Origin of the sequence: Bacillus sp. ABP14 (genome assembly GCF_001831375.1) — a bacterium.
GTDB lineage: Bacteria > Bacillota > Bacilli > Bacillales > Bacillaceae_G > Bacillus_A > Bacillus_A paranthracis.
Genome location: NZ_CP017016.1, coordinates 370,375 through 397,043 on the forward strand (window position 1 = coordinate 370,375; position 26,669 = coordinate 397,043).

At 34.9% G+C, this 26,669-nt stretch carries 26 protein-coding genes and 1 riboswitch; of the genes, 16 read left to right on the top strand and 10 right to left on the bottom strand.

Annotated features, from left to right (window positions below; translation table 11 throughout):
• Window positions 1-113: 113 nt before the first annotated feature.
• The 3 genes from mtnK to BGI23_RS01985 are packed head-to-tail and all read left to right on the top strand — an operon-like array spanning window position 114 to window position 3,095.
• Window positions 114-1,343 (top strand): S-methyl-5-thioribose kinase, encoded by a 1,230-nt coding sequence (mtnK, locus tag BGI23_RS01975; RefSeq protein ID WP_070805123.1) that lies wholly within the window; start codon window positions 114-116, stop codon window positions 1,341-1,343.
• A gap of 12 nt (window positions 1,344-1,355) precedes the next feature.
• Window positions 1,356-2,399, top strand: a complete 1,044-nt coding sequence (gene mtnA, locus BGI23_RS01980; RefSeq protein ID WP_070805124.1) for an S-methyl-5-thioribose-1-phosphate isomerase — start codon at window positions 1,356-1,358, stop codon at window positions 2,397-2,399.
• Between the two features lie 54 nt (window positions 2,400-2,453).
• Window positions 2,454-3,095, top strand: coding sequence for an L-fuculose-phosphate aldolase (locus BGI23_RS01985; protein WP_000926550.1), 642 nt, complete (start codon window positions 2,454-2,456; stop codon window positions 3,093-3,095).
• Window positions 3,096-3,135: 40 nt separating this feature from the next.
• Here the strand turns inward: BGI23_RS01985 and BGI23_RS01990 are convergent, their stop codons facing one another.
• From BGI23_RS01990 to BGI23_RS02000, 3 genes are read right to left on the bottom strand one after another with little or no spacing between them, the layout of a single operon-like run.
• Window positions 3,136-4,143, bottom strand: coding sequence for a FecCD family ABC transporter permease (locus tag BGI23_RS01990; RefSeq protein WP_070805125.1), 1,008 nt, complete (start codon window positions 4,141-4,143; stop codon window positions 3,136-3,138).
• Entirely contained in the window at window positions 4,140-5,180 is a 1,041-nt protein-coding gene (locus BGI23_RS01995) for a FecCD family ABC transporter permease (protein WP_070805126.1), read from the bottom strand. The genes BGI23_RS01990 and BGI23_RS01995 overlap by 4 nt, the downstream gene beginning before the upstream one ends.
• A 48-nt stretch (window positions 5,181-5,228) precedes the next feature.
• Window positions 5,229-6,146, bottom strand: a complete 918-nt coding sequence (locus tag BGI23_RS02000; RefSeq protein ID WP_044790831.1) for an iron-hydroxamate ABC transporter substrate-binding protein — start codon at window positions 6,144-6,146, stop codon at window positions 5,229-5,231.
• Between the two features lie 332 nt (window positions 6,147-6,478).
• Here BGI23_RS02000 and BGI23_RS02005 point away from each other — a divergent pair, with 332 nt between their 5' ends.
• Window positions 6,479-7,528, top strand: coding sequence for an NAD(P)/FAD-dependent oxidoreductase (locus BGI23_RS02005; RefSeq protein ID WP_070805127.1), 1,050 nt, complete (start codon window positions 6,479-6,481; stop codon window positions 7,526-7,528).
• A gap of 59 nt (window positions 7,529-7,587) precedes the next feature.
• Here the strand turns inward: BGI23_RS02005 and BGI23_RS02010 are convergent, their stop codons facing one another.
• Window positions 7,588-8,085 carry a transcriptional regulator gene (locus BGI23_RS02010; RefSeq protein WP_052587746.1) on the bottom strand — a complete coding sequence of 166 codons (498 nt, stop codon included), beginning with the start codon at window positions 8,083-8,085 and terminating at the stop codon, window positions 7,588-7,590.
• Between the two features lie 391 nt (window positions 8,086-8,476).
• Here BGI23_RS02010 and BGI23_RS02020 point away from each other — a divergent pair, with 391 nt between their 5' ends.
• On the top strand, window positions 8,477-8,926 hold the full coding sequence (locus BGI23_RS02020; protein WP_000482304.1) for a YkvA family protein: 450 nt from the start codon (window positions 8,477-8,479) through the stop codon (window positions 8,924-8,926).
• Window positions 8,927-9,116: 190 nt separating this feature from the next.
• Here BGI23_RS02020 and BGI23_RS02030 read toward each other — a convergent pair whose 3' ends face one another.
• Window positions 9,117-9,485 (bottom strand): hypothetical protein, encoded by a 369-nt coding sequence (locus BGI23_RS02030; RefSeq protein WP_000235479.1) that lies wholly within the window; start codon window positions 9,483-9,485, stop codon window positions 9,117-9,119.
• Window positions 9,486-9,834: 349 nt separating this feature from the next.
• Between BGI23_RS02030 and tnpB the strand changes: the two genes are divergently transcribed.
• The 7 genes from tnpB (at window position 9,835) to BGI23_RS02065 (ending at window position 15,688) form a co-directional block, all read left to right on the top strand.
• A complete protein-coding gene (gene tnpB / locus BGI23_RS02035) occupies window positions 9,835-10,953 on the top strand; it encodes an IS200/IS605 family element RNA-guided endonuclease TnpB (protein WP_070805128.1) in 1,119 nt (372 codons plus the stop codon).
• A gap of 136 nt (window positions 10,954-11,089) precedes the next feature.
• Entirely contained in the window at window positions 11,090-11,329 is a 240-nt protein-coding gene (locus BGI23_RS02040; RefSeq protein ID WP_080559614.1) for a helix-turn-helix domain-containing protein, read from the top strand.
• A gap of 236 nt (window positions 11,330-11,565) precedes the next feature.
• Window positions 11,566-12,081 (top strand): hypothetical protein, encoded by a 516-nt coding sequence (locus BGI23_RS02045; protein ID WP_000051637.1) that lies wholly within the window; start codon window positions 11,566-11,568, stop codon window positions 12,079-12,081.
• A gap of 20 nt (window positions 12,082-12,101) precedes the next feature.
• On the top strand, window positions 12,102-12,545 hold the full coding sequence (locus BGI23_RS02050) for a hypothetical protein (protein ID WP_000242037.1): 444 nt from the start codon (window positions 12,102-12,104) through the stop codon (window positions 12,543-12,545).
• A gap of 162 nt (window positions 12,546-12,707) precedes the next feature.
• Entirely contained in the window at window positions 12,708-13,376 is a 669-nt protein-coding gene (locus BGI23_RS02055) for an LSm family protein (protein WP_001004273.1), read from the top strand.
• A 237-nt stretch (window positions 13,377-13,613) separates the two neighbouring features.
• On the top strand, window positions 13,614-14,879 hold the full coding sequence (locus BGI23_RS02060) for a hypothetical protein (RefSeq protein WP_000434741.1): 1,266 nt from the start codon (window positions 13,614-13,616) through the stop codon (window positions 14,877-14,879).
• Between the two features lie 428 nt (window positions 14,880-15,307).
• Window positions 15,308-15,688: a hypothetical protein gene (locus BGI23_RS02065; RefSeq protein ID WP_000424113.1), complete on the top strand. Its 381-nt coding sequence runs from the start codon at window positions 15,308-15,310 to the stop codon at window positions 15,686-15,688.
• A gap of 27 nt (window positions 15,689-15,715) precedes the next feature.
• Here BGI23_RS02065 and BGI23_RS02070 read toward each other — a convergent pair whose 3' ends face one another.
• A complete protein-coding gene (locus tag BGI23_RS02070) occupies window positions 15,716-16,348 on the bottom strand; it encodes a cyclase family protein (RefSeq protein ID WP_070805129.1) in 633 nt (210 codons plus the stop codon).
• A gap of 86 nt (window positions 16,349-16,434) precedes the next feature.
• A riboswitch (SAM riboswitch) is annotated at window positions 16,435-16,547 on the bottom strand.
• Window positions 16,548-16,696: 149 nt separating this feature from the next.
• Here BGI23_RS02070 and BGI23_RS02075 point away from each other — a divergent pair.
• The 3 genes from BGI23_RS02075 (at window position 16,697) to BGI23_RS26925 (ending at window position 20,121) form a co-directional block, all read left to right on the top strand.
• On the top strand, window positions 16,697-17,806 hold the full coding sequence (locus BGI23_RS02075; protein WP_044790828.1) for a PRK06851 family protein: 1,110 nt from the start codon (window positions 16,697-16,699) through the stop codon (window positions 17,804-17,806).
• Between the two features lie 121 nt (window positions 17,807-17,927).
• Window positions 17,928-18,710, top strand: coding sequence for a nucleotidyltransferase domain-containing protein (locus BGI23_RS02080; RefSeq protein ID WP_001208295.1), 783 nt, complete (start codon window positions 17,928-17,930; stop codon window positions 18,708-18,710).
• Between the two features lie 56 nt (window positions 18,711-18,766).
• Window positions 18,767-20,121 (top strand): IS3 family transposase gene (locus BGI23_RS26925; RefSeq protein WP_157441011.1). Its coding sequence is split into 2 segments (ribosomal slippage): window positions 18,767-19,220 and window positions 19,220-20,121, totalling 1,356 coding nucleotides; the frame shifts between segments, so codons are not numbered across the junction.
• Window positions 20,122-20,171: 50 nt separating this feature from the next.
• Here BGI23_RS26925 and BGI23_RS02095 read toward each other — a convergent pair.
• Entirely contained in the window at window positions 20,172-21,473 is a 1,302-nt protein-coding gene (locus BGI23_RS02095) for an MFS transporter (RefSeq protein WP_001183073.1), read from the bottom strand.
• Window positions 21,474-21,616: 143 nt separating this feature from the next.
• Window positions 21,617-23,143, bottom strand: coding sequence for an FAD-dependent oxidoreductase (locus BGI23_RS02100; RefSeq protein ID WP_000199950.1), 1,527 nt, complete (start codon window positions 23,141-23,143; stop codon window positions 21,617-21,619).
• A gap of 730 nt (window positions 23,144-23,873) precedes the next feature.
• Here BGI23_RS02100 and desB point away from each other — a divergent pair.
• Window positions 23,874-24,959, top strand: coding sequence for a Delta(10) desaturase DesB (desB, locus tag BGI23_RS02105; RefSeq protein ID WP_000661225.1), 1,086 nt, complete (start codon window positions 23,874-23,876; stop codon window positions 24,957-24,959).
• A 52-nt stretch (window positions 24,960-25,011) separates the two neighbouring features.
• Here desB and BGI23_RS02110 read toward each other — a convergent pair whose 3' ends face one another.
• On the bottom strand, window positions 25,012-25,704 hold the full coding sequence (locus BGI23_RS02110) for an amino acid ABC transporter permease (protein ID WP_070805131.1): 693 nt from the start codon (window positions 25,702-25,704) through the stop codon (window positions 25,012-25,014).
• A 91-nt stretch (window positions 25,705-25,795) separates the two neighbouring features.
• On the bottom strand, window positions 25,796-26,590 hold the full coding sequence (locus BGI23_RS02115; protein ID WP_070805132.1) for an ABC transporter substrate-binding protein: 795 nt from the start codon (window positions 26,588-26,590) through the stop codon (window positions 25,796-25,798).
• Window positions 26,591-26,669: the final 79 nt, after the last annotated feature.

Here is a 26,669-nt window from a genome sequence, read left to right on the forward strand (position 1 = left end):
AAACCTAGATATACATTTCAAAAAGAAGAACATATATTATAGGATGAAAGATTTAATCCTATTATTTTTTATAGCTTTTAGAAAACGCTTACAATTAGTGTGGAGGGGAAACCATGTCTAAGTTCACGAAGTATTTTTTAATGGAAGCTAGCGATGTGATTGTATATGTGAAAGAGAAATTATGTAAGTTTGAACATGTAAAGGGGTTACAGTGTAAAGAAATAGGCGATGGTAATTTAAATTATGTATTCCGCGTTTGGGATGAACAGAAGAACATTTCTGTCATTGTAAAGCAAGCTGGGAATACAGCACGTATTTCAGATGAGTTTAAGTTGTCGACGAATCGTATTCGTATAGAATCAGATGTTTTGCAGTTAGAGGAAGAGTTAGCCCCTGGACTTGTTCCGAAGGTGTATTTGTTTGATAGTGTGATGAATTGTTGCGTAATGGAGGATTTATCGGATCACACAATATTACGTACAGCACTTATAAATCATGAAATATTTCCGAGGCTTGCGGATGATTTAACTACCTTTATGGTGAATACACTCTTATTAACATCGGATGTTGTAATGAATCATAAAGAGAAGAAGGAGCTTGTGAAGAATTATATAAATCCTGAGTTATGTGAGATTACAGAAGAACTCGTATACGCTGAGCCATTTACAAATCATAATAAGCGTAATGAGTTATTTCCGTTAAATGATGGATGGATTAGAGAACATATTTATAGTGATAAAGAGCTCCGTATAGAAGTAGCTAAACTTAAGTTTTCTTTTATGACGAATGCACAGGCGCTTATTCACGGTGATTTGCATACTGGTTCTGTTTTTGTAAAAAATGATTCCACAAAGGTAATCGATCCTGAGTTTGCCTTTTATGGACCAATGGGATATGACGTTGGGAATGTAATGGCGAATTTAATGTTTGCTTGGGTAAATGCAGATGCAACGATGTCAGCTGGAGCTGAGAAAGATACGTATATGGATTGGTTACAATCGACAATAATAGAGGTAATTGATTTATTTAAGAAGAAGTTTTTAGACGCTTGGGATATTCATGTGACAGAGATTATGGCGAAGGAAGAAGGCTTTAACGAAATCTATTTACAATCTGTATTAGAGGATACAGCTGCGGTGACGGGTCTTGAGTTAATTCGTCGTATTGTTGGGCTAGCGAAAGTAAAAGACATTACTTGCATTGAGAATGAGGAAGCACGTGCTAGAGCGGAACGTATTTGTCTTCAAGTTGCAAAGAAATTTATTTTACGAGCGAATCAATATAAAACAGGTACAAGCTTTGTAGAAACGTTAAAAGAACAGTCAATGCACTACGCGAAGTAAGGGGAGAAGATGATGGAAGAGCAATTAATACCAATCCAGTGGAAAGATGATGCTTTAGTTTTATTAGATCAAACATTATTACCGAATGAAGTTGTCTATGAATCTTTTAAAACAGCTGAAAGCGTTTGGGATGCCATTCAAGTAATGAAAGTAAGAGGAGCGCCAGCAATTGGTGTTTCAGCAGCTTATGGTGTGTATTTAGGAACAAAGGAAGTTATTCAAAATACGATGGAAGACTTTATAGAGGAAGTCAAAAAGGTATGTGCATATTTGGCAACATCAAGGCCAACAGCGGTAAACTTATTTTGGGCACTTGAAAGAATGGAGGCAGTCGCGACAGAGAACGCACACTTATCAATCGCCCAGTTGAAAGATAGATTATTAGAAGAGGCAAAAGAGATTCATAGAGAAGATGAAGAAATTAACCGTCAAATTGGAGAACATGCATTAACGTTATTCCATGATGGAATGGGAGTATTAACACATTGTAATGCTGGTGCGTTAGCGACGACTAAGTATGGTACTGCGACAGCTCCGATGTACTTAGCGAAAGAAAAAGGATGGGACTTAAAAATCTATTCCGATGAAACGCGTCCTAGATTACAAGGTTCAACGTTAACAGCATTAGAACTACAGCGAGCGGGAATTGATGTCACTGTCATTACGGATAATATGGCAGCTATGGTTATGTCACAAGGGAAGATTGATGCGGTAATCGTTGGATGCGACCGTGTGGCAGCAAACGGTGATGTAGCAAATAAAATTGGAACATTAGGCGTATCTATTTTAGCGAAATACTACAACATTCCGTTTTATGTAGCAGCACCAACGCCGACAATTGATTTGAAAACACCGACAGGAAAAGAAATTCCAATCGAGGAAAGAGATGCTTCTGAAGTAATTAATCGTTTCGGACAATATTCGGCTCCGAAAGAAAGTAAAGTATATAATCCTGCATTTGATGTCACGCCACATGAAAATGTAACAGCGATTATTACGGAAAAAGGGATTGTAAAAGCACCGTTTACGGAGAATTTAAAAAAGCTATTTCAATAAGTAGATAGAGTTAAAAAGTCAGTCATCATAAGCTTCATACTTAGGGGGATGTATATGTTATTACAAAAAGAGAGAGAAGAAATTGTAGCGTATGGAAAGAAAATGATTTCTAGCGGTTTAACAAAGGGGACAGGCGGTAATATTAGTATTTTCAATCGCGAGCAAGGTCTTGTTGCCATTAGCCCAAGTGGTTTAGATTATTATGAAACAAAGCCTGAAGATGTAGTTATATTAAACTTAGATGGTGAAGTAGTAGAGGGAGAGAGAAAACCATCAAGCGAACTCGATATGCACCTTATTTATTATAGAAATCGTGAAGATATAAATGCGCTTGTGCATACACATTCTCCTTATGCGAAGACGATTGCATCATTAGGATGGGAACTGCCCGCAGTATCATATTTAATTGCTTTCGCAGGCCCGAATGTTCGCTGTGCACCGTATGAAACATTTGGTACGAAGCAATTAGCAGAGGCTGCTTTCGAAGGAATGATCGATCGTCGTGCTGTTTTACTTGCGAACCACGGTTTAATTGCGGGTGCAAATCATATCAAAATGGCATTTACCGTTGCAGAAGAAATTGAGTTTTGTGCGCAAATTTATTATCAAACGAAAAGCATTGGGGAACCGAAGCTATTGCCAGAAGACGAGATGGAGAATTTGGCGAAGAAGTTTGAAGGGTATGGGCAGCAGTAGAATAAAAACACCCTCAAGGAAAGATCTTGAGGGTGTTTCTTTACGCTTTTTTAAGCAACAAATACATAAAGTAAGGAGCACCAATTAAAGCGACAACAATACCTGCTGGGATACCGTTAGGTTCAACGATATTTCGTCCAATTGTGTCTGCTAGTAGCAATAGCCATCCACCGATTAAAAGGGCGATAGGCATGAAGATTTGATGCCTTGGACCTACTAAAGATTTCGCGATATGAGGAGCCATCAGTCCGATAAAGCTAATTCCTCCTGTTACAGAAACAGCGGCAGCAGCAAGCGCAACGGCTGCAACTAATAAATATCTACGCTCTTTTTCAATTTCAATTCCAACGCCAATTGCGACTGGTTCGTTTAATGCTAAAATGTTTAATCGATTTGCTTTATAGAAAACAAATGGAATTAATACGATTAACCATGGGAGCATTGCGAAAATGAAGATCCAATCGTCTCCCCAAATGTTTCCTGCAATCCATTTTGAAATAAAGTCTACTTTCATGCGATCTGCGGATGAAATAAGGACAATCATCATTCCAGATAGTGCAAAGGCAAAACCGATACCGGTTAATGTTAATCGTACCGGCTGAAGTCCACTTGATTTACTATATGAAAATACGTAAATGAGAACAGCTGTCAGAAATGCCCCGATAAATCCAACGACAGGTAGTAAGTAAAGAAATGAACCTACATCTATTGGAAAGTATAAAAAGAAAATAGCAACAGCAACACCGGCCCCAGAGTTGATTCCGAGAATACCAGGTTCAGCTAAATCATTTCGGGTAATTCCTTGCAGAATAGCTCCTGATAAAGCGAGAGCCATACCAGCTAATAATGTAATGATAATTCTAGGTAGCCTTAAAGAGTATAAAACAAATTCCTCTTTAAAAGTTCCTTGTCCCATTAATGTTGGGAGTAGTCGATCATAAGATAAAGATGCTGAACCAAGCCCCATTCCAACTACAATGGTGGTGATGGTCAGTATTAGTAAAGCGAGTATAATAAGACGTTGTTTTCTTAGAATAGATTGCATCATGAGAATGTTTTTCCTCCTTTACGTACAACGAATAGGAAGAATGGCAATCCTACAATTGCGACAATAGCGGCAACTGGTGTTTCGTACGGAGCGTTAATAGTACGTCCGACTGTATCTGCAAGTAGCATAAAGGAAGCTCCAGCAATTGCTGACATCGGTATAACAAATCGGTAATCTGGACCGACAATTGGGCGTACCATGTGAGGTACCATTAAACCGATAAATGCCATATTTCCGACAAGTGCTACAGACGCACCTGCAAGCAAGATAATAATGATAAATAGAATGGTTTTAATAACAATAATTTTTTGACCTAGTCCAATAGCCACTTCTTCACTGAAACTAAGAACTGTCAATTTTTTTGCTAGTAAGATAGCGATAAAGATACTAATTGAAATGACTGGAATAATAACTTTCAATTGGCTCCAAGTAGTTCCGATTACGCCTCCAGCAGTCCAAAGTGATACATCTTGTGAAATTTTGAAGTAAATGCCGACTCCTTCTGAAATTGCGAGTAGAAATGCTGAAACGGCAGCACCAGCTAATACAATTCGAAGAGGGGAGAGCCCGCCTTTTTTCACCATACCAATTCCAAATACCATAATTGCGCCAACTGCAGCACCGATAAAGCAAGCTAATGTTAAGTAAAGATAGCTTATGGAAGGATTGAAAGCAAGTGTTAGTGCAAGCGCAGCATTTGCTCCACCAGATAGCCCGAGTAATCCAGGATCGGCAAGTGGATTTCTTGTTAATCCTTGCATAATTGCTCCAGAAACAGCAAGTCCAGCTCCTACAAAAATAGCGGCAACTTCACGGGGCAAACGTATTTCGCGAATAATAGATATTTTATCCCCTTTAGCGGAGGAAGTGAGTGCTGACCATACGTCTTTTATTGAAGTATCTGCAGCACCTAATACCATTGCTACCATAAAAATAAGAAAGAATGCAATTATGCTCAAAATTAGTTTGTATGTAAAAGCTATAGAACGTGGATTGTCGTGATCTTTTGTCATTCGTTTCACATCTTTTCTGTTCATAGAATAAAGGAAGAGGAATTCTTAAATTAAGAATTCCTCATGTTTGTATTATTTACCAAGAAAGCTCTTCTTGAAGAAGTCTAGTTGGAAGTCTAATGTAAGTGGATCATTGAAATAGAATTCCATCATGTTTGCTTCGTATACGCGATTATTTTTTACTGCTGGGATGTTTTTATATGATTCTGTCTCTTGGAATGAGTTATCAGTATCTTTGTTTTTACTTAAGATTAAGTAATCACCAGCAAATTCAGGTAATACTTCAGTAGATAATGCGTAGTAACCTTCTTTTAATGCTTTTTCTTTTACTTTTTCAGGCATTTTTAATTTCATTTCTTGGTACAGAATTTCTGTTCCACGGCCCCAGTTTTCGCCGTATACATAAAGCTGTTTGTTGAAGTTTTCTACAACAGAAACTGTTGCATCTTCACCGATTTTTGCTTTAATTTCTTTACCAGCGTCTTGTGCACGTTTCTTGAAGTCATCAACCCAAGTTTTTGCTTCTTTTTCTTTATTTAATAACTTACCGATTTCTAAATGCTGTGTTAAGTAATCAACTTTTCCGTAAGTGTACGTTACAGTAGGAGCGATCTTCTTTAACTTATCAACATTTTTAATATTTGATAAACCAATGATTAAATCTGGATTTAGTTCAGCGATTTTTTCAACATTTTCATCTGATACTTCAGCAACATCTTTCAGTTTGCTATCAAAACGTGGGTTTTGTTTAGACCATGAATCTACCCCAACAAGATTTACATCTAATGACATTACGTTACCAGCGAACGATGATAAAACAACAACACGTTTTGGATTCGCAGGAACTTCTACTTTACCATTTTCAGATTGGTATGTAATTGTTTCTGATTTACTACCTTTTGCATCGTTCTTTTTGTCTGTAGAGCCATTGCTACAAGCACTCATAACAAGAACGAAAAGAACTGTTAGTGAAATAAATAACTTTTTCATTGTCTTTCTCCTTTAACATAGATGGTATGTGTATACGATAATTTGTTTAACTGCAATCTGTTTGAAAGAGTAGTGGTAATGCAAAATATTTATTAAAAATCTTGAATGTGAGATTCTACAATATAGTATTAACCATATTAATGAGAGAAGATGTAATCTCAAATTTACTAATTATTAACAAATTGATAATGATTATCACTATTGATTCTTTAAATAATATAATTTTATATAGGTGTATTGTCAATAGTAATTTTGATTGTAAATTTTGCGGAAACAGGTTATATTTTATTGAGAATGATAATCAATGATTGATAGCTGAGGAGTGAGCACGAATGAATCGAGAAGAATTGTTTGATGTAACTGTGATAGGCGGAGGACCTGCAGGGCTTTATTCAGCTTTTTATAGTGGACTCAGAGAAATGAAAACAAAAATAATAGAATTCCAACCACAGTTAGGTGGAAAAATACATGTTTATCCGGAGAAAATGATTTGGGATATTGGCGGATTATTACCGGTTACTGGTGAAAAGTTAATTGAGCAACTTGTGCAACAAGGATTAACATTTCAGCCAGAAGTTGTATTGAATACAAAAGTAGAATCGATTATTCGTAATAAAGATGGTATTTTTACGTTAAAAACAAGCACTGGAGAAGAACACTTTTCAAAAACAGTGATCGTTGCAACTGGAAGTGGTATATTGAATCCACAAAAGTTATCCATTGAAGGTGCGGAGCGATTTGAAGTATCGAACTTAAATTATACAGTTAAATCGTTAAAACGTTTCAAAGATAAAACGATCATTATTTCAGGCGGAGGTAACTCTGCAATTGATTGGGCAAACGAGTTAGAACCAATTGCGAAAAAAGTTTATTTAACATATAGAAAAGAAGAATTATCTGGTCATGAAGCACAAGTGAAGCAACTTATGAACAGCTCAGCGGAGTGTTTCTTTAATACCTCTATTACAAAATTAATTGCTGGTGATAATCATGAAGCGATTGAATATGTAGAATTAACGAATCATGAGACGGGTGAAGTTTCACATTTACCTATTGATGAAGTTATTATTAACCACGGATATGAACGTGACATTACGTTATTAGAAAATAGTGAGTTAGACGTTGCAATTATAGATAATTATTATATTGCAGGGAATGCAAATAGTGAGTCTTCTGTAGATGGCTTATATGCTGCGGGAGATATTTTAAAGCATGATGGGAAATTACACTTAATTGCGGGAGCATTCCAAGATGCTGGAAATGCTGTAAATAAAGCGAAACAATTTATTCAGCCAGATGCAAGTGAGTACGGAATGGTTTCTTCGCATAATGAAGTATTTAAGAAGAGAAATCGTGAATTGATCAAGCAGATGATGAAATAATAGTAAATAAAACAGAGTGATCTTCTTAGGTCTCTCTGTTTTATTTATATAGATGAATATCATTCGATTATTTCTAAATTCAACGCCTCTAATTCAATGTTCGTTGTAATTAAATCAAGCTTTTTTTCTAAACAATGGGCAATAATAGCATCTCGTGTATCTCTAAAATATAAATCGTTATAGCCGCCTTTTTTTAAAAAAAGGTTAGTTTCAGAAACGTTTAATTGAAAAGCGAAGCATAAGCTAATTAACGTATTTCTACTTGGATGTTTTTGTCCTTTTTTTATTTGGTAAAAATATGATTTACTTAGGTTAGCTGCATTAAAGATATCTGTATTTTTCACATCGAGTTTTTTACAGATGTTTTCAATGTAATAGCTGATTAAGGTTGGTTGTCCTTTTATATCGTTGTTTAACATAGATATCTTTTTAATTAATGCTTTCACATTTAATGCACCTAGGACTATAGACTTTAAGGGATTATACGAGACAGCGCTAGTTGCCAGAGGTCCAAGTTCATTTGTAATCTCTAATATAATATTACGTTCTGATTTCATAGATTTCCTCCGTTTGGTCTGCTTTTAGTGGACCATTTTTTATAAGTATATATGTATAATTAAATTATAGTAACGAATTACAGAAAAAGGTAGGCTATAAAAAAATATAGGGATTGGGTAGTATGGTGAAAAAAATAAAGTGCAGTTTAAAAGAGTGGAGTTACAAATATTTTAATGATGTAGTAATAAAAGGAACTAACGCTAGAAAGATAACGTCTTGGTTTTTTAATATTGGAAATATAACAGCGATGTGTCTTTCATGGGAAAGAAACCACTCAGTATTTTGGTTATTTATTAATACATTTTTTGGATGGTTTTATGTCCTGTATTATTGCGTCGTAAATTTTTTATTTTGATTATATAAGTTAAATAATGAAGGAGTGTAGGATCTATGTTTAATAAGAAAAATATTAAAGAGAAATTTGATAGTAAAAAATTTGAAAAAGAAAATAAAAAGTATCAAAATCGGGCTAGTGCATACTTAGAAGATGAAAGTAAAATACAAACTTTAATACAAAAAGGGATGAAAATATCTCAAAATAATAAAGGGGCTTTAACTGATGTTTGGGATAATCTTCAAGTTTTATTTGAAATGATGAATTGTTGGAGAAAAGGGGAATATCGGGAAATTCCGAAGAAATCACTTCTTGCTATTGTAGGCGCAATTTTATATTTTGTATCACCAATAGATTTAATTCCAGATGTCATTTTAGGATTAGGGCTAATAGATGATGTAGCGATAGTTAGTTTAGCCATTAAACAAGTTAGTAGTGACATTGAAAAATTTAAAGAGTGGAGAAATGAATTGGATAACGAGGATAATGTTAGTAATTTCGAATAAAATGTTTAGGGCCCCCATTTACTTCTCTTTTCGAGTGACGAGAGAGGTAAATGGGGGTTTTCCTGTTTACTATATTTTCAATCATTATAATGACACCGGTTTCATCAGTTCATGTGAAATGAACGTTTTATTTGTAAATCTTCCTATAAAACAATGAGTCTATGTTTTGCTGACGCAGAACAGTCTTACATTATGCTGTTCCTTTAGCTCGTTCGTTAGGAAATGGCATATTTAATATAGAAGCAATGTACTGCTTTCCATGCATTCGAGCTAATGATTCTAATATTTGACGGACACGTTTTGTAAGATGTCCTTGTGCCTTTATAGCTTCACAATATGCGTCATAGAAAGCGTATTTAGCCCAAAGGAAATCATCTTGTTGGAATAAAAAATGATTTTTGTACCATTCCCCAATTGTATGGTAACAATTGTTTTCATGTATTGCTGCGCTTTGAGAAAGAATACGATCAGATAAAGATGTAGTTAAATGCGAAATTGTGTTTTCTGTTTCAACCTGTAATGTTTTTTCTAACATTGTAATGATGTGACGAGTAGCCATATGTTAACTCTCCTTTGTGTAAATGGGTAATACCATTCTATATTTAAAAAAATCCTTACTATATTATTATACAATATATGGAATGCATCCACCTTCTTTTTAAATTGCATTTACAAAATCTTTTTTATCAATTTAGCCAAGAAGACTCCTTCCTCAAGGAACGTGAAGGACGTAGTCCAGTGAGTAGGTGGGAGATGAATTGGCTTCGAACAAGAGATGACAGGAAGTCATCTTAATTGTTCGACATATGTAAAGTGTTACCCAACAATTTGTAATAATCACTTCACTACCAATCGAATGTATGTTTGGTATATAATAGACATATATCGAAATGGAGGTGAAACGAAGGATGATTAATAAAGCGTATAAATTTCGTATCTATCCAAATAAAGCACAAGCGATCCTGATTAATAAAACGATTGGTTGTTCGCGTTTTGTATTCAATCACTTCCTATCTCTATGGGATAATGCATACAAAGAAACAGGAAAAGGTTTGACATATGGTACATGCTCTGCCAAACTTCCTGCCATGAAGAAGGAGTTTGTTTGGCTAAAAGAAGTGGATAGTATTGCTATTCAAGCGTCTGTTCGCAACCTTGCGGATGCTTACACACGCTTTTTTAAAAAACAAAACAGTGCCCCGCGTTTCAAATCTAAAAAGAACAACGTACAATCTTATACCACAAAACAAACAAATGAAAACATTGCTGTTGTGGGAAACAAAATGAAATTGCCGAAACTAGGTCTTGTTCGATTTGCCAAAAGTCGTGAAGTAAAGGGACGTATTTTAAATGCTACGGTTAGACGGAACCCTTCTGGTAGATACTTTGTGTCATTGTTAGTTGAAACAGAAGTGCAAGAACTTCCGAAAACACATTCTTATATTGGAATGGATGTAGGATTAAAAGATTTCGCCATTTTGTCAGATGGAACAACCTATAAAAACCCTAAATTTTTTCGCTCATTGGAAGAGAAGTTGGCAAAAGCACAGCGTGTTCTTTCTAGAAGAATGAAAGGATCTTCTCGCTGGAATAAACAAAGAGTAAGGGTAGCTAGAATTCATGAATATATAGCTAATGCTAGAAAAGATTACTTGGACAAAATCTCAACTGAAATCATCAAAAACCACGATGTTATCGGTATAGAAGATTTACAAGTATCGAATATGTTAAAAAATCATAAGTTAACAAAAGCGATTAGTGAAGTATCTTGGTCACAATTTAGAACATTGCTAGAATACAAGGCAAAATGGTATGGAAAACAAGTCATTCCGGTATCCAAAACATTTGCTTCAAGCCAATTATGTTCTTGTTGTGGGTATCAAAACAAAGACGTTAAGAATCTAAATCTACGTGAATGGGATTGTCCTGCGTGCAATAGTCATCACGACAGAGATATTAACGCAAGTATCAATCTTAAAAAAGAAGCTTTAAGGCTTCTAACCGTAGGAACTACGGGGATAGCCTAATGAATTAGAAGCCACTAGGTTTCTGTACTTAGGAATCTCCCACTTTAAACAGTCCATAAGGACGTTAAGTGGTGAGTAGTTCAATTGTTTACAAAAATAAAGTAAGATACAGTATATAAGAAAAAATAATAAAGGAATGAACACGTTGTATATAACAGTAGAAGAAGCTGCGGAGTATTTGAATTTGCCAAAGTCGTATATTGAAGAGTTAATTCAGCAAAAGAAAATTCGTGCACTATTTGATGGAGAGCAATATTTATTAAATAAAGAACAATTCAATACACATTTAGAACAAATGGAGAAATATAAGCAATTAGTGGAAGAAATATTGAACGAACCAATTCCAGAAGATATGGATGTTAAAGACGAAGATTAAACTATGGGAAATCCCTTATGAAGATATGCAGAAATGTATCTTCATAAGGGATTTTTTTGTTTAAAGATATTAAAAGCATAAGGAGTTCTTAGCCTTTCTTCAAATTTTGATAGGTAGTAGTCTACCATGTTAAAAGCATATTTTTTTCTAGCTAGGACAAACATAGAGAACGTAACCTGTACAGATACATATACTATCAGTGCAAAAGCTTATAAATTAATGGAAGGGGTTTTCTCGTGAGTTTATTTCATTGGGATTTTTTGAAAGACTTAATTGGATCTTTTGTAAGAGTAAACAGGGGTGGTCCAGAATCTCAAAAAGGAACAATAATATCAGTATGTCCGGACTACTTCGTATTGCAGAATGAAAAAGGTGAGCTTTATTACTATCAACTTAATCATCTGAAAAGTATTACAAAAAATGCGAAAGAATGTGGATCAAGTGATTGCGAGTGGGAAGATTGCGCCTGTGCAGAAGACTTTGAAGCACTGCTTGAAAGTTTCAAATATTGCTGGGTGAAAATTAATCGCGGTGGTCCAGAGAAAGTGGAAGGCATTTTACAAGATGTTTCTTGTGACTTCGTAACATTAATCGTAAAAGAAGAAATTATATTAATTGCAATAAAGCATATTAAAAGTGTTAACTATAATGCTTTAGCTTGTGGAGAGAGCGATGAGAGCGACGATAGCAAGGAAAGTAGCGATAATTCAGGTCGTGCTCGTGCACAAAGACAATCAAGTAGAGGAAGATAATAAGAAAGGGGGATACAAAATTGGTATTATGCTGTGACCAAATTAAATGTTTAGTTGGTGAGACTGTAAAAGTAAACCTTCACGGACCAGAAAGTCGAGTTGGTGAGCTTGTATCGTTAGGCAAAGATTATCTAACGTTACAATTACCACATGGTGAATTAGTATATTATCACTTGAAGCATGTGAAGAGTCTAGTTAAGAAAGTAAAAGAAAGTAAATGTGGCGATTGCTATAGTTCATGTTTTTGCTCCGATGAGGATACTTTTCTAGATATATTAAAAGACTTGAAGTATAAGTGGGTAAAAATTAATCGTGGCGGTCCAGAATGTGTGGAAGGTTTGTTAAGTGAGGTACACCATGGCTGCATTACACTAGTAAATGGCGATGAAGTTATTTATGTAGTTAAGTCTCATATTAAGAGTGTGAGTCAAGTAGTTAAATGTAAAAAGAATGAAGATGAATAATGTTTAATAAATAAGAGGGGCATTATGAGGGAAAGAGAAGAACAATTTCTTATTTCGATAGTATGAAAAGGAATTACTTACTATTAAAACAGAACTTTGCCCTGATTATTTTTTTAGAAATGAAAGACAGGAAAGAAGAAATTCATAGGAAGGAGGATATAGATGAATGAGTTAAACAAAAGTATTGGAGAAAATATATATGTTAAATTAATTGGTGAAAAAAGGTTTAAAGGTGTATTAATAGACGTAGGAAATGATATCGTTGTTCTTTACAATGGACAAGACTACGTATATATATCTTTATACCATGTACAATATTATAAATTTTTACGACCACATGATGAAGAAATCTCAAAACCAGATGTGGATTCTGTAATTAAGAGAGAGTCACCTTCAATTTCTTTGAGGAAAGTATTAAGTACTTCCAAAGGGATTTTTACGGAAATTTATGTAGCAGGAAATGCTCCAATACATGGGTATGTTACAAGTGTAATGAACGATTATATTGTTTTTTATAGTCCAGTTTATAAAACTGTATATATATCTTTAAAACACTTGAAATGGTTAATTCCGTATAAAGAAAATCAAGTGCCTTACGCCCTCAATAAAAATGAACTCCCCGTGAATCCCTTAAATATTACGTTAGCTCGAACGTTTGAAGAACAACTTATTAAAATGTCTGGCAAAATTATGGTGTTCGATTTAGGTGAGGAATATAATAAAATCGGAAAGATGGCGAAGATTGATGAAGGGCATATTGAAATATTAAAAGCGCGTGATGCGAAAATGTATGTAAATATTCAACATGTAAAATCTGTCCATTGTCCGTAAGTTAATTGAAAGGGCTGGCTTTTTCTTTTATATGCAGAAGAAAAGGTCGAGCCTATTTGTTTAGCTTGATCTGAATATGAGGGGAAAAATGAATTGAATATAAATATGTTAGTATGACTGTTGAAGAGGAAATTTTGTACTAAATTATAAAGAATATGTACGAGCTATCTTTTGATGTATTCAATTTATTTTTTTGAGGGAGAACTGCTTAACTAATATATTAAAGGGGTTTTGTTGGTGGAGCAGTTTCCAAATTCGTTATCGATTACATTACTTGGTAGTGCTGGTGGAGCAGCAAAAGCAGTTTTAGCGATTTTAAATCAAGCGATAGTAAATGAAAAAGACCCGATTTATGAAGTGATAAAGAATGTTACATTTTATTTGGTTGATATAAAACAAAAAGATAGGACGTATTATGACGAGTTGTTTCCAAATTTGGAAGATCAATTGTTTTTATCCGAAATAGATCTCCAAGATGTAGTGACATTTAAAAAACATTTAAAAGAAAGTAGTACGAGCGTTGTGATTGATGTTTCAGGGGCAGATACGATCAGAGTATTAAGCTGTTGTAATGAACTTGGAATTTGTTATATTAATTCAGCTTTGGAAAACGAGGCAGTAGATCAGGACGATAGTTTAATCGGCTTTCAGCTTACGGAAAGATATACGAGATTTGAGAAGGAAAAAGATAAATTTAAAAATACAAAAGCAATTATAGGTTCAGGTATGAATCCAGGGGTTGTTCAATGGATGGTTGTTGAACTTATGAAGGAACGCCCGAATGAAAAGCCAAGAGCATGCTATATAGTAGAACATGATACGTCATTTTTGAATGATACAGCACTGATAAAGCCTCATACACTGTATGCTTCATGGGCAGTAGAGCGATTTCTAGATGAAGCGATATGGAGTTATCCGATGTATATGAGTCATCATCGTCCTCTTTACTTTTATGAAGATGTATATGCTTCAGAGTATAAAGTAAAGTTGGGAGAGAAAGAGTTTTACGGTTGTTTGATGCCGCATGAGGAAGTTTTAATTTTAGGGAAAAACTTTAACATGGAAGTAGGGTTTCTTTACCGAATTAACGAGTATACAACAAATATAATTAGACAGAATTTAGATAAGGTAGAAGATCTATGGAATTGGAATCGTAAAGTATTTAATCCAGCCGAAGAAGAGATTGCGGGCGAGGATCTAGTCGGTGTATTACTCGTTTATGAAAATAGCGAGACCTATATGTATAACGTGATGAATAGCAGTCAAGTTTTTCATAAATATAAAACGAATGCGACATACTTCCAAGTAGGATGTGGCATTTATGCTGGCTTGTGTAGTTTACTGTTCGATAACTTTAAACAAGGTGCCTATTATGTAGAGGAATTATTATTAAATACAGAAAGTAAGTACGGAGAATATTTGAATTTATATATGAATGATTTTGTAGTTGGTGGAAATGACTTTACGGATGGACTGCTACATGATCGAGTAAGGTGGATATAAATTGTGATGAAAAGGAAGGGGAAATCTCCTTCCTTTTCCCGTTATAAGGTTACAGATTGCTCTGAAAGTAATTTCATACTTATAATTTAATGAGATAATATGTAGAGTTTTTGTATTGATCATGAGGAGTAGCAAGGAAGTATTGCGATTCAAAGTAGCGGAGAGCTAGGAATGAAAGTGGAGATTTTTTTACTGATAGTATAATGTGCTAGAAGAAAATATTTTTCAGAAAAGTGTTCTTGTTGTGTAAATATAAACATTTGATAAAATGTTTCAAGAAGGGTTTTTTTTATAAAATACTTCGTTTATAATGGAGGAAAATATCGACATGAGATTTGTTATTCATGTAACGGTTCGGTAGTGTTAGAAAAAGAAGGGGTGCACGCGCATCCTTTTTTCTATGCAGATATTATGAAAGAGGTGGTATGATGGAATTAACATTAAATTCGACTGTATGCTTGCACACAATTCAATTTCGAAAAGAGCAAAAGAATTATATTGTAAAAGATACAATTACAGGAGAAAAATATGAAATGCCGCCACTTTGGATTGATGCATTGGCAATGATGCGTGACGGTTTTTTATTAGGGGAAATTGAGGAGAAATTAAAAGAAGAGTATCCGGAAGAAGAAATAAATATGTTAGCATTTACGAGGCAACTGTTAGAGCTAGAGCTTGTCGGAATGGTCGATGGGGAAGAAATAGCTTGTACAAAGAAGAAAGAGAAAGATTATTTAGCTTGGTTACGTCCTCGCGTTGAGCAATTCTTTCTTAGTTTAAATAAAAGAAATAGAAGCAAAGGTCAATGATGATCTTTGCTTTTTTGTATAGTTTGTTTAAAAAATTACAGCGAATGCTCTTGCGAAAGCACCGTCGCTATTTTTAATTTTTAAAGGTGCCGCTGAGAAAAAGAAACGTTTCGCATTAATGGCATCTAAGTTTGTTAAGTTTTCGATTAAATAAATATTATTCCCAAGTAGTATGTGATGAATTGGCGATGTTTCTGTCGTTACCTCGTCAGGAGAAAGGAAATCTAAACCGACAGATTTTACTTTTAATTGAACTAATTCTTCAGCTAATTCTTCGGAAAGATAAAAGGCTTCTTGTTCATACGCTTCTGTATTCCATTTATTAGATAGGTTGGAATGGAAAATGACAATATCACCTTCTTTTATGTCAGCATTGTGTAATACTTCTTTAGGTAGTTTTCGTTCTTGTACATGAGTTACGTCGATAAGAACAGCTTCACCTACAAATTGGTCTAGGGGCAATTGATCAATAGTCGTTGCGCCTGAAATGAAATGAGCAGGAGCATCACAATGTGTACCAACATGAACGACAGAATGAAAATCTGTAACTTGATAACCTGTTTCTTCAACGCTTGTAATGGCTTCTAAATTGATTTTTGGTGTTCCAGGAAATTGAGACATATTTTTTTCAAATGTTTGGGATAGGTCAATTACTTTCACTTTAAATACCTCCAAATATATATTTTGAAATATAAAAAACTCACCTTTCATAATCAAGAAAGATGAGTTTTGCACACAATAGTTACGTTTTATCTTTCAAAATGCAATGCATTTTGCAGGAATTAGCACCTATTCAGTTTGTATAAACTGAGGTTGCTGGGCTTCAAAGGGCCGGTCCCTCTGCCTCTCTTGATAAAGGTATATTCAATTTAAAGTTCGGAATTTTCGTGATAATAAAATTGTAATTCATTTCCTTTTTCTGTGCAACACAAAATAGGTATTCACCCAAATAAAGTTGCTCGCATATTGTAGCTTATGTAAATAGAATGCTGCGAAGGAGTGAGTGCAGTGACAGGAAATGTATTGAATTATTATGCTGGTGGAAATACAGCTAGAGGATTTCATAATTTATATGAAGAGAATTTAAAAGGACTAAACAGATTATTTATTTTAAAGGGTGGACCTGGAACGGGAAAATCTTCTTTAATTAAGGTAATAGGTCGTGAATGGGTTGAAAAGGGATATGATATTGAATTTTTACACTGTTCTTCTGATAATAAATCGGTTGATGGTGTCATTATACCGAAGTTAAAAGTAGGAATTGTTGATGGAACATCACCGCATGTTATTGAGCCAAAAATGCCAGGAGTTGTCGAGGAGTATATTAATTTAGGAATTGCTTGGGATTCAGATAAGTTAAGAAAGCAGAAAGTGGAAATTGAACGATTTGTTTCAGAAGCAAGCAAAGCTTTTCAAGCTGCTTACGCTTGTTTTAACGAGGCATTAGTTATACATGATGAGTGGGAGAAAATATATATTAGTAATATTGATTTTAATAAAGCGAACGAACTAACCGAGCAGCTCATTCGGAAATTATTTACAGATAAAGTTGGGAAACAATCGCTTGTGAAACATCGGTTTTTAGGAGCAGCTACACCGAAAGGAGCAGTTGATTTTGTTCCTAATTTAACAGAAGGATTACCACATCGTTATTTTATAAAAGGACGCCCAGGTTCTGGGAAATCAACAATGCTCAAAAAATTAGCTAAGGCAGCAGAAGAAAAAGGATTTGAAGTTGAAGTATATCATTGTGGGTTTGATCCAAATAGTCTTGATATGGTGATCGTAAGAGAATTAGGGTTTGCGATTTTCGATAGCACCGCACCACATGAATATTTTCCGAGCCGTGAAGGTGATGAAATTATAGATATGTATGCCCTTATTGTAACACCAGGGACGGATGAGAAGTATGCGGAGGAAATTCGTGACGTCTCTATTCAATATAAAGCAAAAATGAATGAGGCGATGTCTTTTTTAGCGAAAGCGAAATCAGTTCGTGATAAATTAGAACGAATTTATATTGCTGCTATGGACTTTTCAAAAGTAGATGCATACAAAGAGGAGATTCAAAAAGAGTTTGAACGAATTGCGGTTAGTGTAACTGAAAAGAACAAGTAAAAAATAACGAATTTTGACAGGCTGTCGGAAATTTTCTGACAGCTATTTTAGTATGTAGTAAACTTAGTAATATATTTGTCGAAATTCCAAGGAAATAATCAAAAAATGGAGAGGGTATGAAATGAGAGAGAAAATTAAGTTGGAGTTAGAACGAATTGAGAAAGAAAATGATGTGAAAATTTTATTCGCTGTGGAGTCAGGGAGTCGTGCATGGGGATTTCCATCAAAAGATAGTGATTATGATGTTAGATTCGTTTATATGCACCCGGTAGAATGGTATTTATCCATTCATGATAAACGAGATGTAATTGAGTATCCGATTAGTGATGATTTAGATATAAGTGGATGGGATATTAAAAAAGCGTTACAACTATTTGCAAAGTCAAATCCAGCTTTACTCGAATGGATTCGATCCCCCATTTTTTATTCGAAAAACTCTAATTTTCCAGAACAGCTTCAGCAAATGAGTGAAAAGAACTTTGATCCGAAAGCAACGATATATCATTACTTACATATGGCTTCAAAAAATTATCGTGAATTTTTGCAAGGTGAGAATGTAAAGTTAAAAAAGTACTTTTATGTATTGCGTCCTATTTTGGCTTGTAAGTGGCTAGAGGAGAAAACAACTTTGCCTCCTGTAGAATTCGATCGATTAATTACAGAATTATCATTGGAGCGTAGCGTATTAGATGAAATTGAACAGTTGTTAATAAAGAAAAAGACAGGTACTGAATTAGATGTTGGATTAAAAATTGATGTGTTGAATCAATTTTTAGAAGAACAAATTCATTACTATCAGCAATATGTAAAAGGAATTGAAAAGGGATTAGGGATCGATATTGAGATTTTAAATACATTGTTTCGAGATATGTTGTTTGCGGGATATGAAAAAGAGCACAAGTAAGTTGAACTGCACCCCAATTGTTAGACACAGTCTAACAATTGGGGTGCAGTTTTTCTATGGCTAAATTTACAGCTGATGAAAAAATACAAATCGTTCTACGTTATTTGAACGGAAATGAAAGTTATCGAGAAATGGGTAAATCGATTGGTATAAGTGACACAATTATTTTGAATTGGGTAAACCAATATAAACAGAATGGTATGGAAGCTTTTCTAAAACGATGTACAAATTACACACAACAATTTAAACTAGACGTACTAAACTTTATGATTGAAAACGGTATGTCCTTATTTGAGACGGCAGCTATCTTTAACATTCCTGCCCCTTCAACGATTTCTGTTTGGAAAAAACAGCTCGAAACACAAGGAATTGATGCCCTTCAATCTAAGAAAAAGGGGCGTCCATCCATGAAAAAAGATTCAAATAAACAAGTAAAACAAGCTTTAGCTGAAGGGTCAGTCGAAGCACTTGAAGCACGTATTCAACAGCTTGAAATGGAAAATGAGTACTTAAAAAAGTTGAATGCCTTAGTTCAAAACAAGGAAAAATCACGAAACAAGACAAGGCACAAGTAGTCTATGAATTAAGGCATAAATATTCGGTGAAGGCACTCGTGGAGCTAGCTGGTATTCCACGGAGTACGTATTATGTTTTAGTAAAGAAAATGAATCGTCCGGATCAAGATGCCGATTTGAAAGCTGAAATTAAAGCAATTTATGAGGAAAATGAAGGTCGTTATGGCTACCGTCGCATTCGTGATGAGTTAACGAATCGTGGCCAAAAAGTGAATCACAAGAAGATTCAGCGCATTATGAAAGAGCTTGGATTAAAGTGTGTTGTGCGTATGAAGAAATATAAATCCTATAAAGGGAAAGTCGGTAAAATTGCACCTAATATTTTAGAGCGTAATTTTTATACAGATGCCCCAAATCAAAAATGGGTAACCGATATCACAGAGTTTAAATTGTTTGGAGAGAAACTGTATGTATCACCTGTATTAGACTTGTATAATGGTGAAATTATTACCTATACAATTGGTTCTAGACCGACATATTCACTTGTTTCAGAGATGTTAGAGAATGCATTAAAACGTTTACCTGAAAACCATCAACTATTAATGCATTCGGATCAAGGATGGCATTATCAAATGAGACAATACGTCCGTACACTTGAATCAAGGGGGATCGTACAGAGTATGTCTCGAAAAGGAAACTGTTACGACAACGCAGTAATAGAGAATTTCTTTGGGATTATGAAGTCGGAGTTCCTCTACATAAAAGAGTTTGAAAGTGTAGATCATTTTAAAATAGAATTAGAAAAATATATAGATTATTATAATATGAAACGGATTAAGGCAAAATTAAAAATGAGCTCGGTACAATACCGGACTCACTTTTATCAAGTTGCCTAATGAAATAACCGTGTCTAACTTTTAGGGGTCACTTCAAGTTTGTGCTCTTTTTATTTTGTAGGAATAAAGAAAACAGATATAGCCGCGAGAAGACCTGCAAATGAGAATAAGTAAAAATTCCATACTAAGTCATATTGCATTGTCATAATAATACCGACAAGAATAGGGCCAGCAATCGCACCAACTCGGCCAAGTCCAAGTCCCCAGCCTAAGGAAGTAGCTCGGATATGGGATGGGAAGTATTGTGTCACATATGCATTTAATATTTGAGTAATACCGACCGATCCAATTCCAGCAAGACCAATTAAAAGATAAATGATTGTAACAGATGGTTTAATTGTTAATAGTCCAATACATACAGCTGCCAGAAGATAGGAGATGCTAATAACAATTTTGGCTCCTATACGATCTGCGATTGCTCCAGCAAATAATGCACCGATAGCGGCGGTAATATTTAGCATAAGTAGAAATGATAAACTAGATCCAAGAGGATATCCTGCCTGTCGCATCATCTGAGGCAACCAAGTATTTAAACCGTATATTAAAAACATCCCCATTATATAAGTGATCCAAAAAAGCAGCGTTGCTTTTATGTATTCTTTTGAGAATAAAGTAAGAAATCCATTTTTCTTTCGTATATTAGATGGGGGTTGATGAGTTTTCTCTTTTGCATGGAATTCAATTTGAAAACGATTAAGAATTTTATCCACTTCTTCTTGGCGGTTACGTGATAACAAAAATTGAATGGATTCAGGTAAATAACGAATAATGAAAGGAATGAGGAGTAGTGGAATCATTCCGATGCCAAACATAATTCTCCATCCGAAGTCTTCTAACATAAACATGGACAAAATAGCGCCTAACACGATACCTAAAGGATAGCCAGTAAACATAAGAGCGTAAATAAAAGATTGTCGCTTTTTTGGTGAATATTCAACAGTAAGTGCGGAAGCTGTTGGAATAACACCCCCTAATCCGATCCCTCCAATAAATCGCCATATCCCAAATAATTCAGGAGAAGGAGCGATAGCAGCTAGGCCCATTGTAATAGAAAAAAGTGCTAAACAGCATATAAGCGTCCATTTTCGACCGATTAGATCTGTAATGGTTCCAACTAGAATAGCGCCAATAAACATTCCAAACAAAGCATAGCTTGCAATTGTACCAGCATGAGCTGGTGATAGTGCCCAGCTGTTGTCTTCCAGTAGCTTAGGCAGGACGGCCCCGTAAATACCTAAATCATAGCCGTCAGCTAGAATGGCTAGCCAACAAATAAAAACAACAAGTTTTGTAATAGAGTTTGAAAAGATAGTTTTTGTAGGTTCTAGATGAGGTGGAGCTGAAGGTTGCATAGTATTCACCCCTTTTAATTTGTAGATGAGTATATTATTTTATTTGGTGTTAATATTTTCCTTCTTGTATCGGGATTTATATGAAAAGGTTTTATAACAAATAAAGAAGTTCAACAGAAATCCTGTTGAACTTCTTTATTTATTTACTCATTATCAACTCGTTTTAACGGTTGATCTGCCGGACCTTCAATAACATCTCCCTCAATTGAAAAGCGTGAACCGTGGCAAGGACAGTCCCAAGTACAATCTCCATTATTCCATTCAACTTCGCAGCCGAGATGTGTACAAGTTGTATCGACAATATGTAATTTTCCATCTTTGTCCTTATAAGCACCTGCTCGTTTCCCGTTAACATGTACGACAGATCCTTCACCAACTTCGAGGTCTTCTGGTTTACGTAATACAGTTTCAATCTTTCCTTCAATTAAATGTTTCGCAACATCAAGGTTTTGGGAGAGGAACGTTTTTATATCTGGATTTGCATGGAAGCGTGATGGTGCATACAGTTCTTTATATGGACTGTCTACTTTTAGAATGGAATCCTTCAGTAAATGAGCGGCAGCAGTTCCAGTTGTCATTCCCCATTTACGATATCCAGTTGCAACAAATATATTTGGATTGCTCTCGTTAATATGTCCAATATAAGGGAGCTTATCTAGCGTAATTAAATCTTGTGCTGACCATCTATAAGGAACTTCATCTATTCCAAACGTTGCTTCCGCAAAAGAATAAAGTGCTTCGTAATGAAGCATCGTGTTTATTCCTTGTCCTGTTTTATGACTTTCCCCGCCAATTAAAATTAATTTTTCCCCATTGTTTGTTGTGTAACGTAAGGAGCGTTTTGGGTCATCAATACTTAAATACATGCCACCTGGATAATCTGTTTTTGCTTTAATAGCAAGAGCATAAGAGCGTTCTGCGTACATTCGCGTAAAGAAAAAGCTATTCGCATCATAAAAAGGAAAATGTGAACAAGAGACAATATATTCACAAGTGATGCGATGTCCGCCTTTTGTAATGACTTGTGGATAATCACCCTTTTCTACATCAATAGCAGTCGTTTGTTCATAAACTTTTCCGCCCAACTCCACAAACTTTTCTAAAAGTGTTTTCAAATAAAGAAGGGGATGGAATTGTGCTTGATTTTTCATGACAAGTGCAGATTGTACTGGAATTGGAATCGATAGAGATTGAACATAGTCACAAGGTATATTTAATTTTTGATAGGCTTCATATTCTTTCGATAAATTTCTTAATCCATTATCAGTAGTTGTATATAAATATGAATCTTCATTTGAGAAATTACAGTCGATTTTATATGTTTGCACAGTTTCATTAATAAATTGTAGAGCATGATTATTTGCTTCATAGTAAAGCCTGGCTTTTTCCAAACCGAAATGATTTATGAATTCATCATAAATTAAATCATGTTGAGCTGTTACCTTTGCTGTTGTATGCCCAGTCGTCCCGTTTAAAATAAGCCCAGAATCAATTAACACAACATCGATGCCTTCTTTTGCAAGTAAATAGGCAGTAGTAATACCTGTAATACCAGCACCGATAACAGCAACTTTTGTCTTTATATTTTCAGATAAAGGGGGAAAAGTTGGGATTTGGGTAGATTCAATCCAATAAGATGATGGGAATTGTGGAAACGTATCGCTTGTCATTAAGGAAACCTCCTGATTTAGAACAATTTTCCTTTTAATATTTCCATATGATATGAAATTCATGTGTGTTGTTTTAGAGGTAGGATATTTTTATCCCACTTTAATGGGTAGTAAGACCCCCACCTCAAAATTCAGCGAGAGTGAAGAAGTTAGGTGGGGGGCAGGCTACCCATTAAAGTCCGATTGGTGAGGGCTAATAATCAGTGGGAGATGAAGCCCCCCACTGATTAAAGTTTCACTTTATTTAAAAGAAAGATAAAATTATTTTAATATAATTATTGGGCGTTATCGGTATGAAGAGATAGGAGTTGTGTAAAGCTAGATTTAGATGAGTATATTTGTTGTTTAAACAGAGAGTTCTTGAATAAGATAGAGTCTATAGCATGGCAAAGTACGTATATGTATAATGAATGAAACCTTATAAAATCTATGTTTTTTCTTTAGTGGAATAAAGTATAATTATAAAAATATAATCAACTTTTATTACTAGGTCATAAAAGTTGTTGACAATGTGGAAATTCTATTGATATGATTCATCATGTGGAAAGGTTGATAGAGAGTAAAAAGATAAATGTTTTTCATTGATAATAAAAGCGAAAAATAAGTGACGATAGAGTGAGTATATTTTCCTTATAATAGATGCTTTTTAATCACCTAGTAAAATCAATCTGGAAGCAAGAATTGATATATGTAAGTTGCGCAAGGCGCGGCATAAGAAAGGAGCAAAAGGATGAAGGAGCTTCATACGTTTGGGTGGTATGCAGCACGTGTATCACCACATTTGCCGAAAAAAGCATTTAAACCAGTGCCTACTCGTTTATTTGGTGGACTGGCTTATTTGCTTGTGGCATTGGCGGGGTTAATATCGATTGGTGTATTTGAATTGAATGTGTGGGCGAATCTAGGAATTGCGATTGTTCTTGGATTATGTTTTGCTTCACTAGGATTTTTAGGGCATGAAATTTTACATGGAACTGTTGTAAGAAAGGCATGGCTTCGTGACTTCTTAGGCGCGATTGCATTTATGCCATTATCAACAGGGCCAAAGCTTTGGAGAAAGTGGCATAATGCAACGCATCATGTTCATACACAACATGAAGAGAATGATCCAGATGCATGGCCTACACTTGAGAAGCTTAAAAAGAGTAAGTTTTTGAGCTGGGTATATCGCATGCCTCTTCATGTACGTTCATTCTTTAGTTTTCTGTCACTAACCATTCAATTTACATTGCATTCGACTCGAATGTTCTTTCATTTTATAAAAGAGTTCAAGTCATCCAATCAAAAATCTGTATGGCTTCAACTTCTTTTGCCTTGGACAGTTTGGATTAGTTTATTGTTTATTATGGGACCTGGAAAATGGTTATTTGCATATGTCATTCCGTTGTTAATTGCTAACTTTATTGTAATGGCATATATCGCAACAAATCACCGCTTAAATCCAATTGTTCCAGTAAATGATCCGTTAGCAAACTGTTTGTCAGTAACAGTGCCGCGCTGGGTAGACGTTTTACATTTCAATTTCTCATATCATACAGAACATCATTTGTTCCCTGCTATGAGCTCTAAATACTACCCGTTAGTAAAAGAGAAAATTAAAGAAATGTGGCCGGAACGCTATCATGAGATGCCGATGACAAAAGCTTTGGCAGCGCTATGGAATACACCACGTGTGTATTATCAAGGAAGTGAATTAGTGGATCCGCATAGAGAGCATTTCTATGGTTCTTTAGGAAATGGACTAGATCCTCATAATATTTCATATCGTGAGGAACATATAGAGGAAGAAGAGAGTATTAAAAAAGTAAATCAGTAAAAATTGATATATGTTGCAGTGAAAAAGCAAGCCATCTCAGGCTTGCTTTTTCTTATAAAGAAACTTCCTTTTTGTTCTTTGTATGGACTTGGACGGAGTTAGTTTCTTTTCTTTGTAGTCGTTTTTCTAAAAGGTTAACAAGGTAAGTGAATAGGAGAACGAGCACGAGATAATATAAACCAACGATTATATATGTATCTAATTGTTGGAAGTTCCCTGCAGCGATTGATAAACCTGACCCCCATAATTCGGACAATCCTACGTAAGCAACAAGTGAAGAATCTTTTAATCCAATAATAAATTGATTTCCTAAAGGAGGAATAGATTGACGAAATGCTTGCGGTAATACAATACGTCGCATTGCTAAAGAATACGGCATCCCTAGAGAGCGAGCAGCTTCCATTTGTCCACGATCGACAGATTGGATAGAGCCGCGAAAAATTTCAGTAATATATGCACCGTTATGGATTGCTAAAGCAATGGCTCCTGCCCAAAAAGGAGTAAAAACAACAACGGATGTAATCCCAAAATAGAGAATGGCGATTTGAACAATTAAAGGTGTACCACGAATAATGGCGATATATACGTGAGCAATACTATTTAAAACTTTATTGTTAGAGATTCGAAAGAAAGCGAATAGTAATCCAATTAGTGAACCGAGTAATAGGGATGTTAGTGTTAATTGTAATGTGACAATAGTAGCTTTTAAGAGTGTGGGATAGGTAGAGATAAAAATTTCAAACATGCGTTTCACCTCATATTGTATAGATTTTAGTAGAGAATGAAATGCCCCACACAAAGTGGGGCATGATTTATGGAAACTTTGAAGGGCTAAATTACTTCGTTTTTTCCTCTTCACCAAGAATATTACGCCCAAACCATTTTTTACTGATCTTTTCATACGTACCATCTTTAATAATTTCATCTAAAGCTTTATTTACTTTCTCGACCATTTCTTTATCATCTTTACGAATAGCAATTCCCATTTCATCAAGGTTTAGTGGTTTTCCAGCTTCTTTTATATTTGATTTACCTTCTTTGATCATTCTTAAACCAACCATTTGATCAGTGATTACCGCATCAATACGTCCAGGCTCTAAGTCCATAAGTGCAGTAATATCGCTATCGTATTCTGTAATTTGATCTGTATATTTTGCAACGAGGTTTTTAAAGGTACTAGCTTTTACAACACCAACTTTCTTACCTTTCAAATCCTCTGGAGAAGAGATAGATGCATTCTTTTTAGTCACAAAAATTTGGGCACCAGAACGATAATAAGGATTTGAGAAATTAACAGCTTTTAAGCGTTCTTCTGTAATTGCCATACTGCCCAGTATTACATCATACTTTTTCGCTTTGAGACCTTGGATTAGCGTTTCCCATGGATTTGTAATAGGGGTTGGTTTCATATTCATTTTTTTCGCAAGTGCTTCACCTAGTTCTACATCAAAACCGACAAGTTTTCCGTCATTTTCTTTATAGTTAAAAGGTTTATATAAGCCACTCATCGCATAACGAAATTCTTTTTCACCATTTGAAGAAGTAGTAGCACTTTCCTTACTACAGGCTCCTAGTATAAAGGATGTGCATAATGTAATACTCGCAACAATGGTTAATAGTTTTCTTTTCATAAAACCCCTCCTATATATTAATCATACGGATGGTTTTAAGTATGTTATTGAAATATTTTATTTAGATGATTAGTTGTGC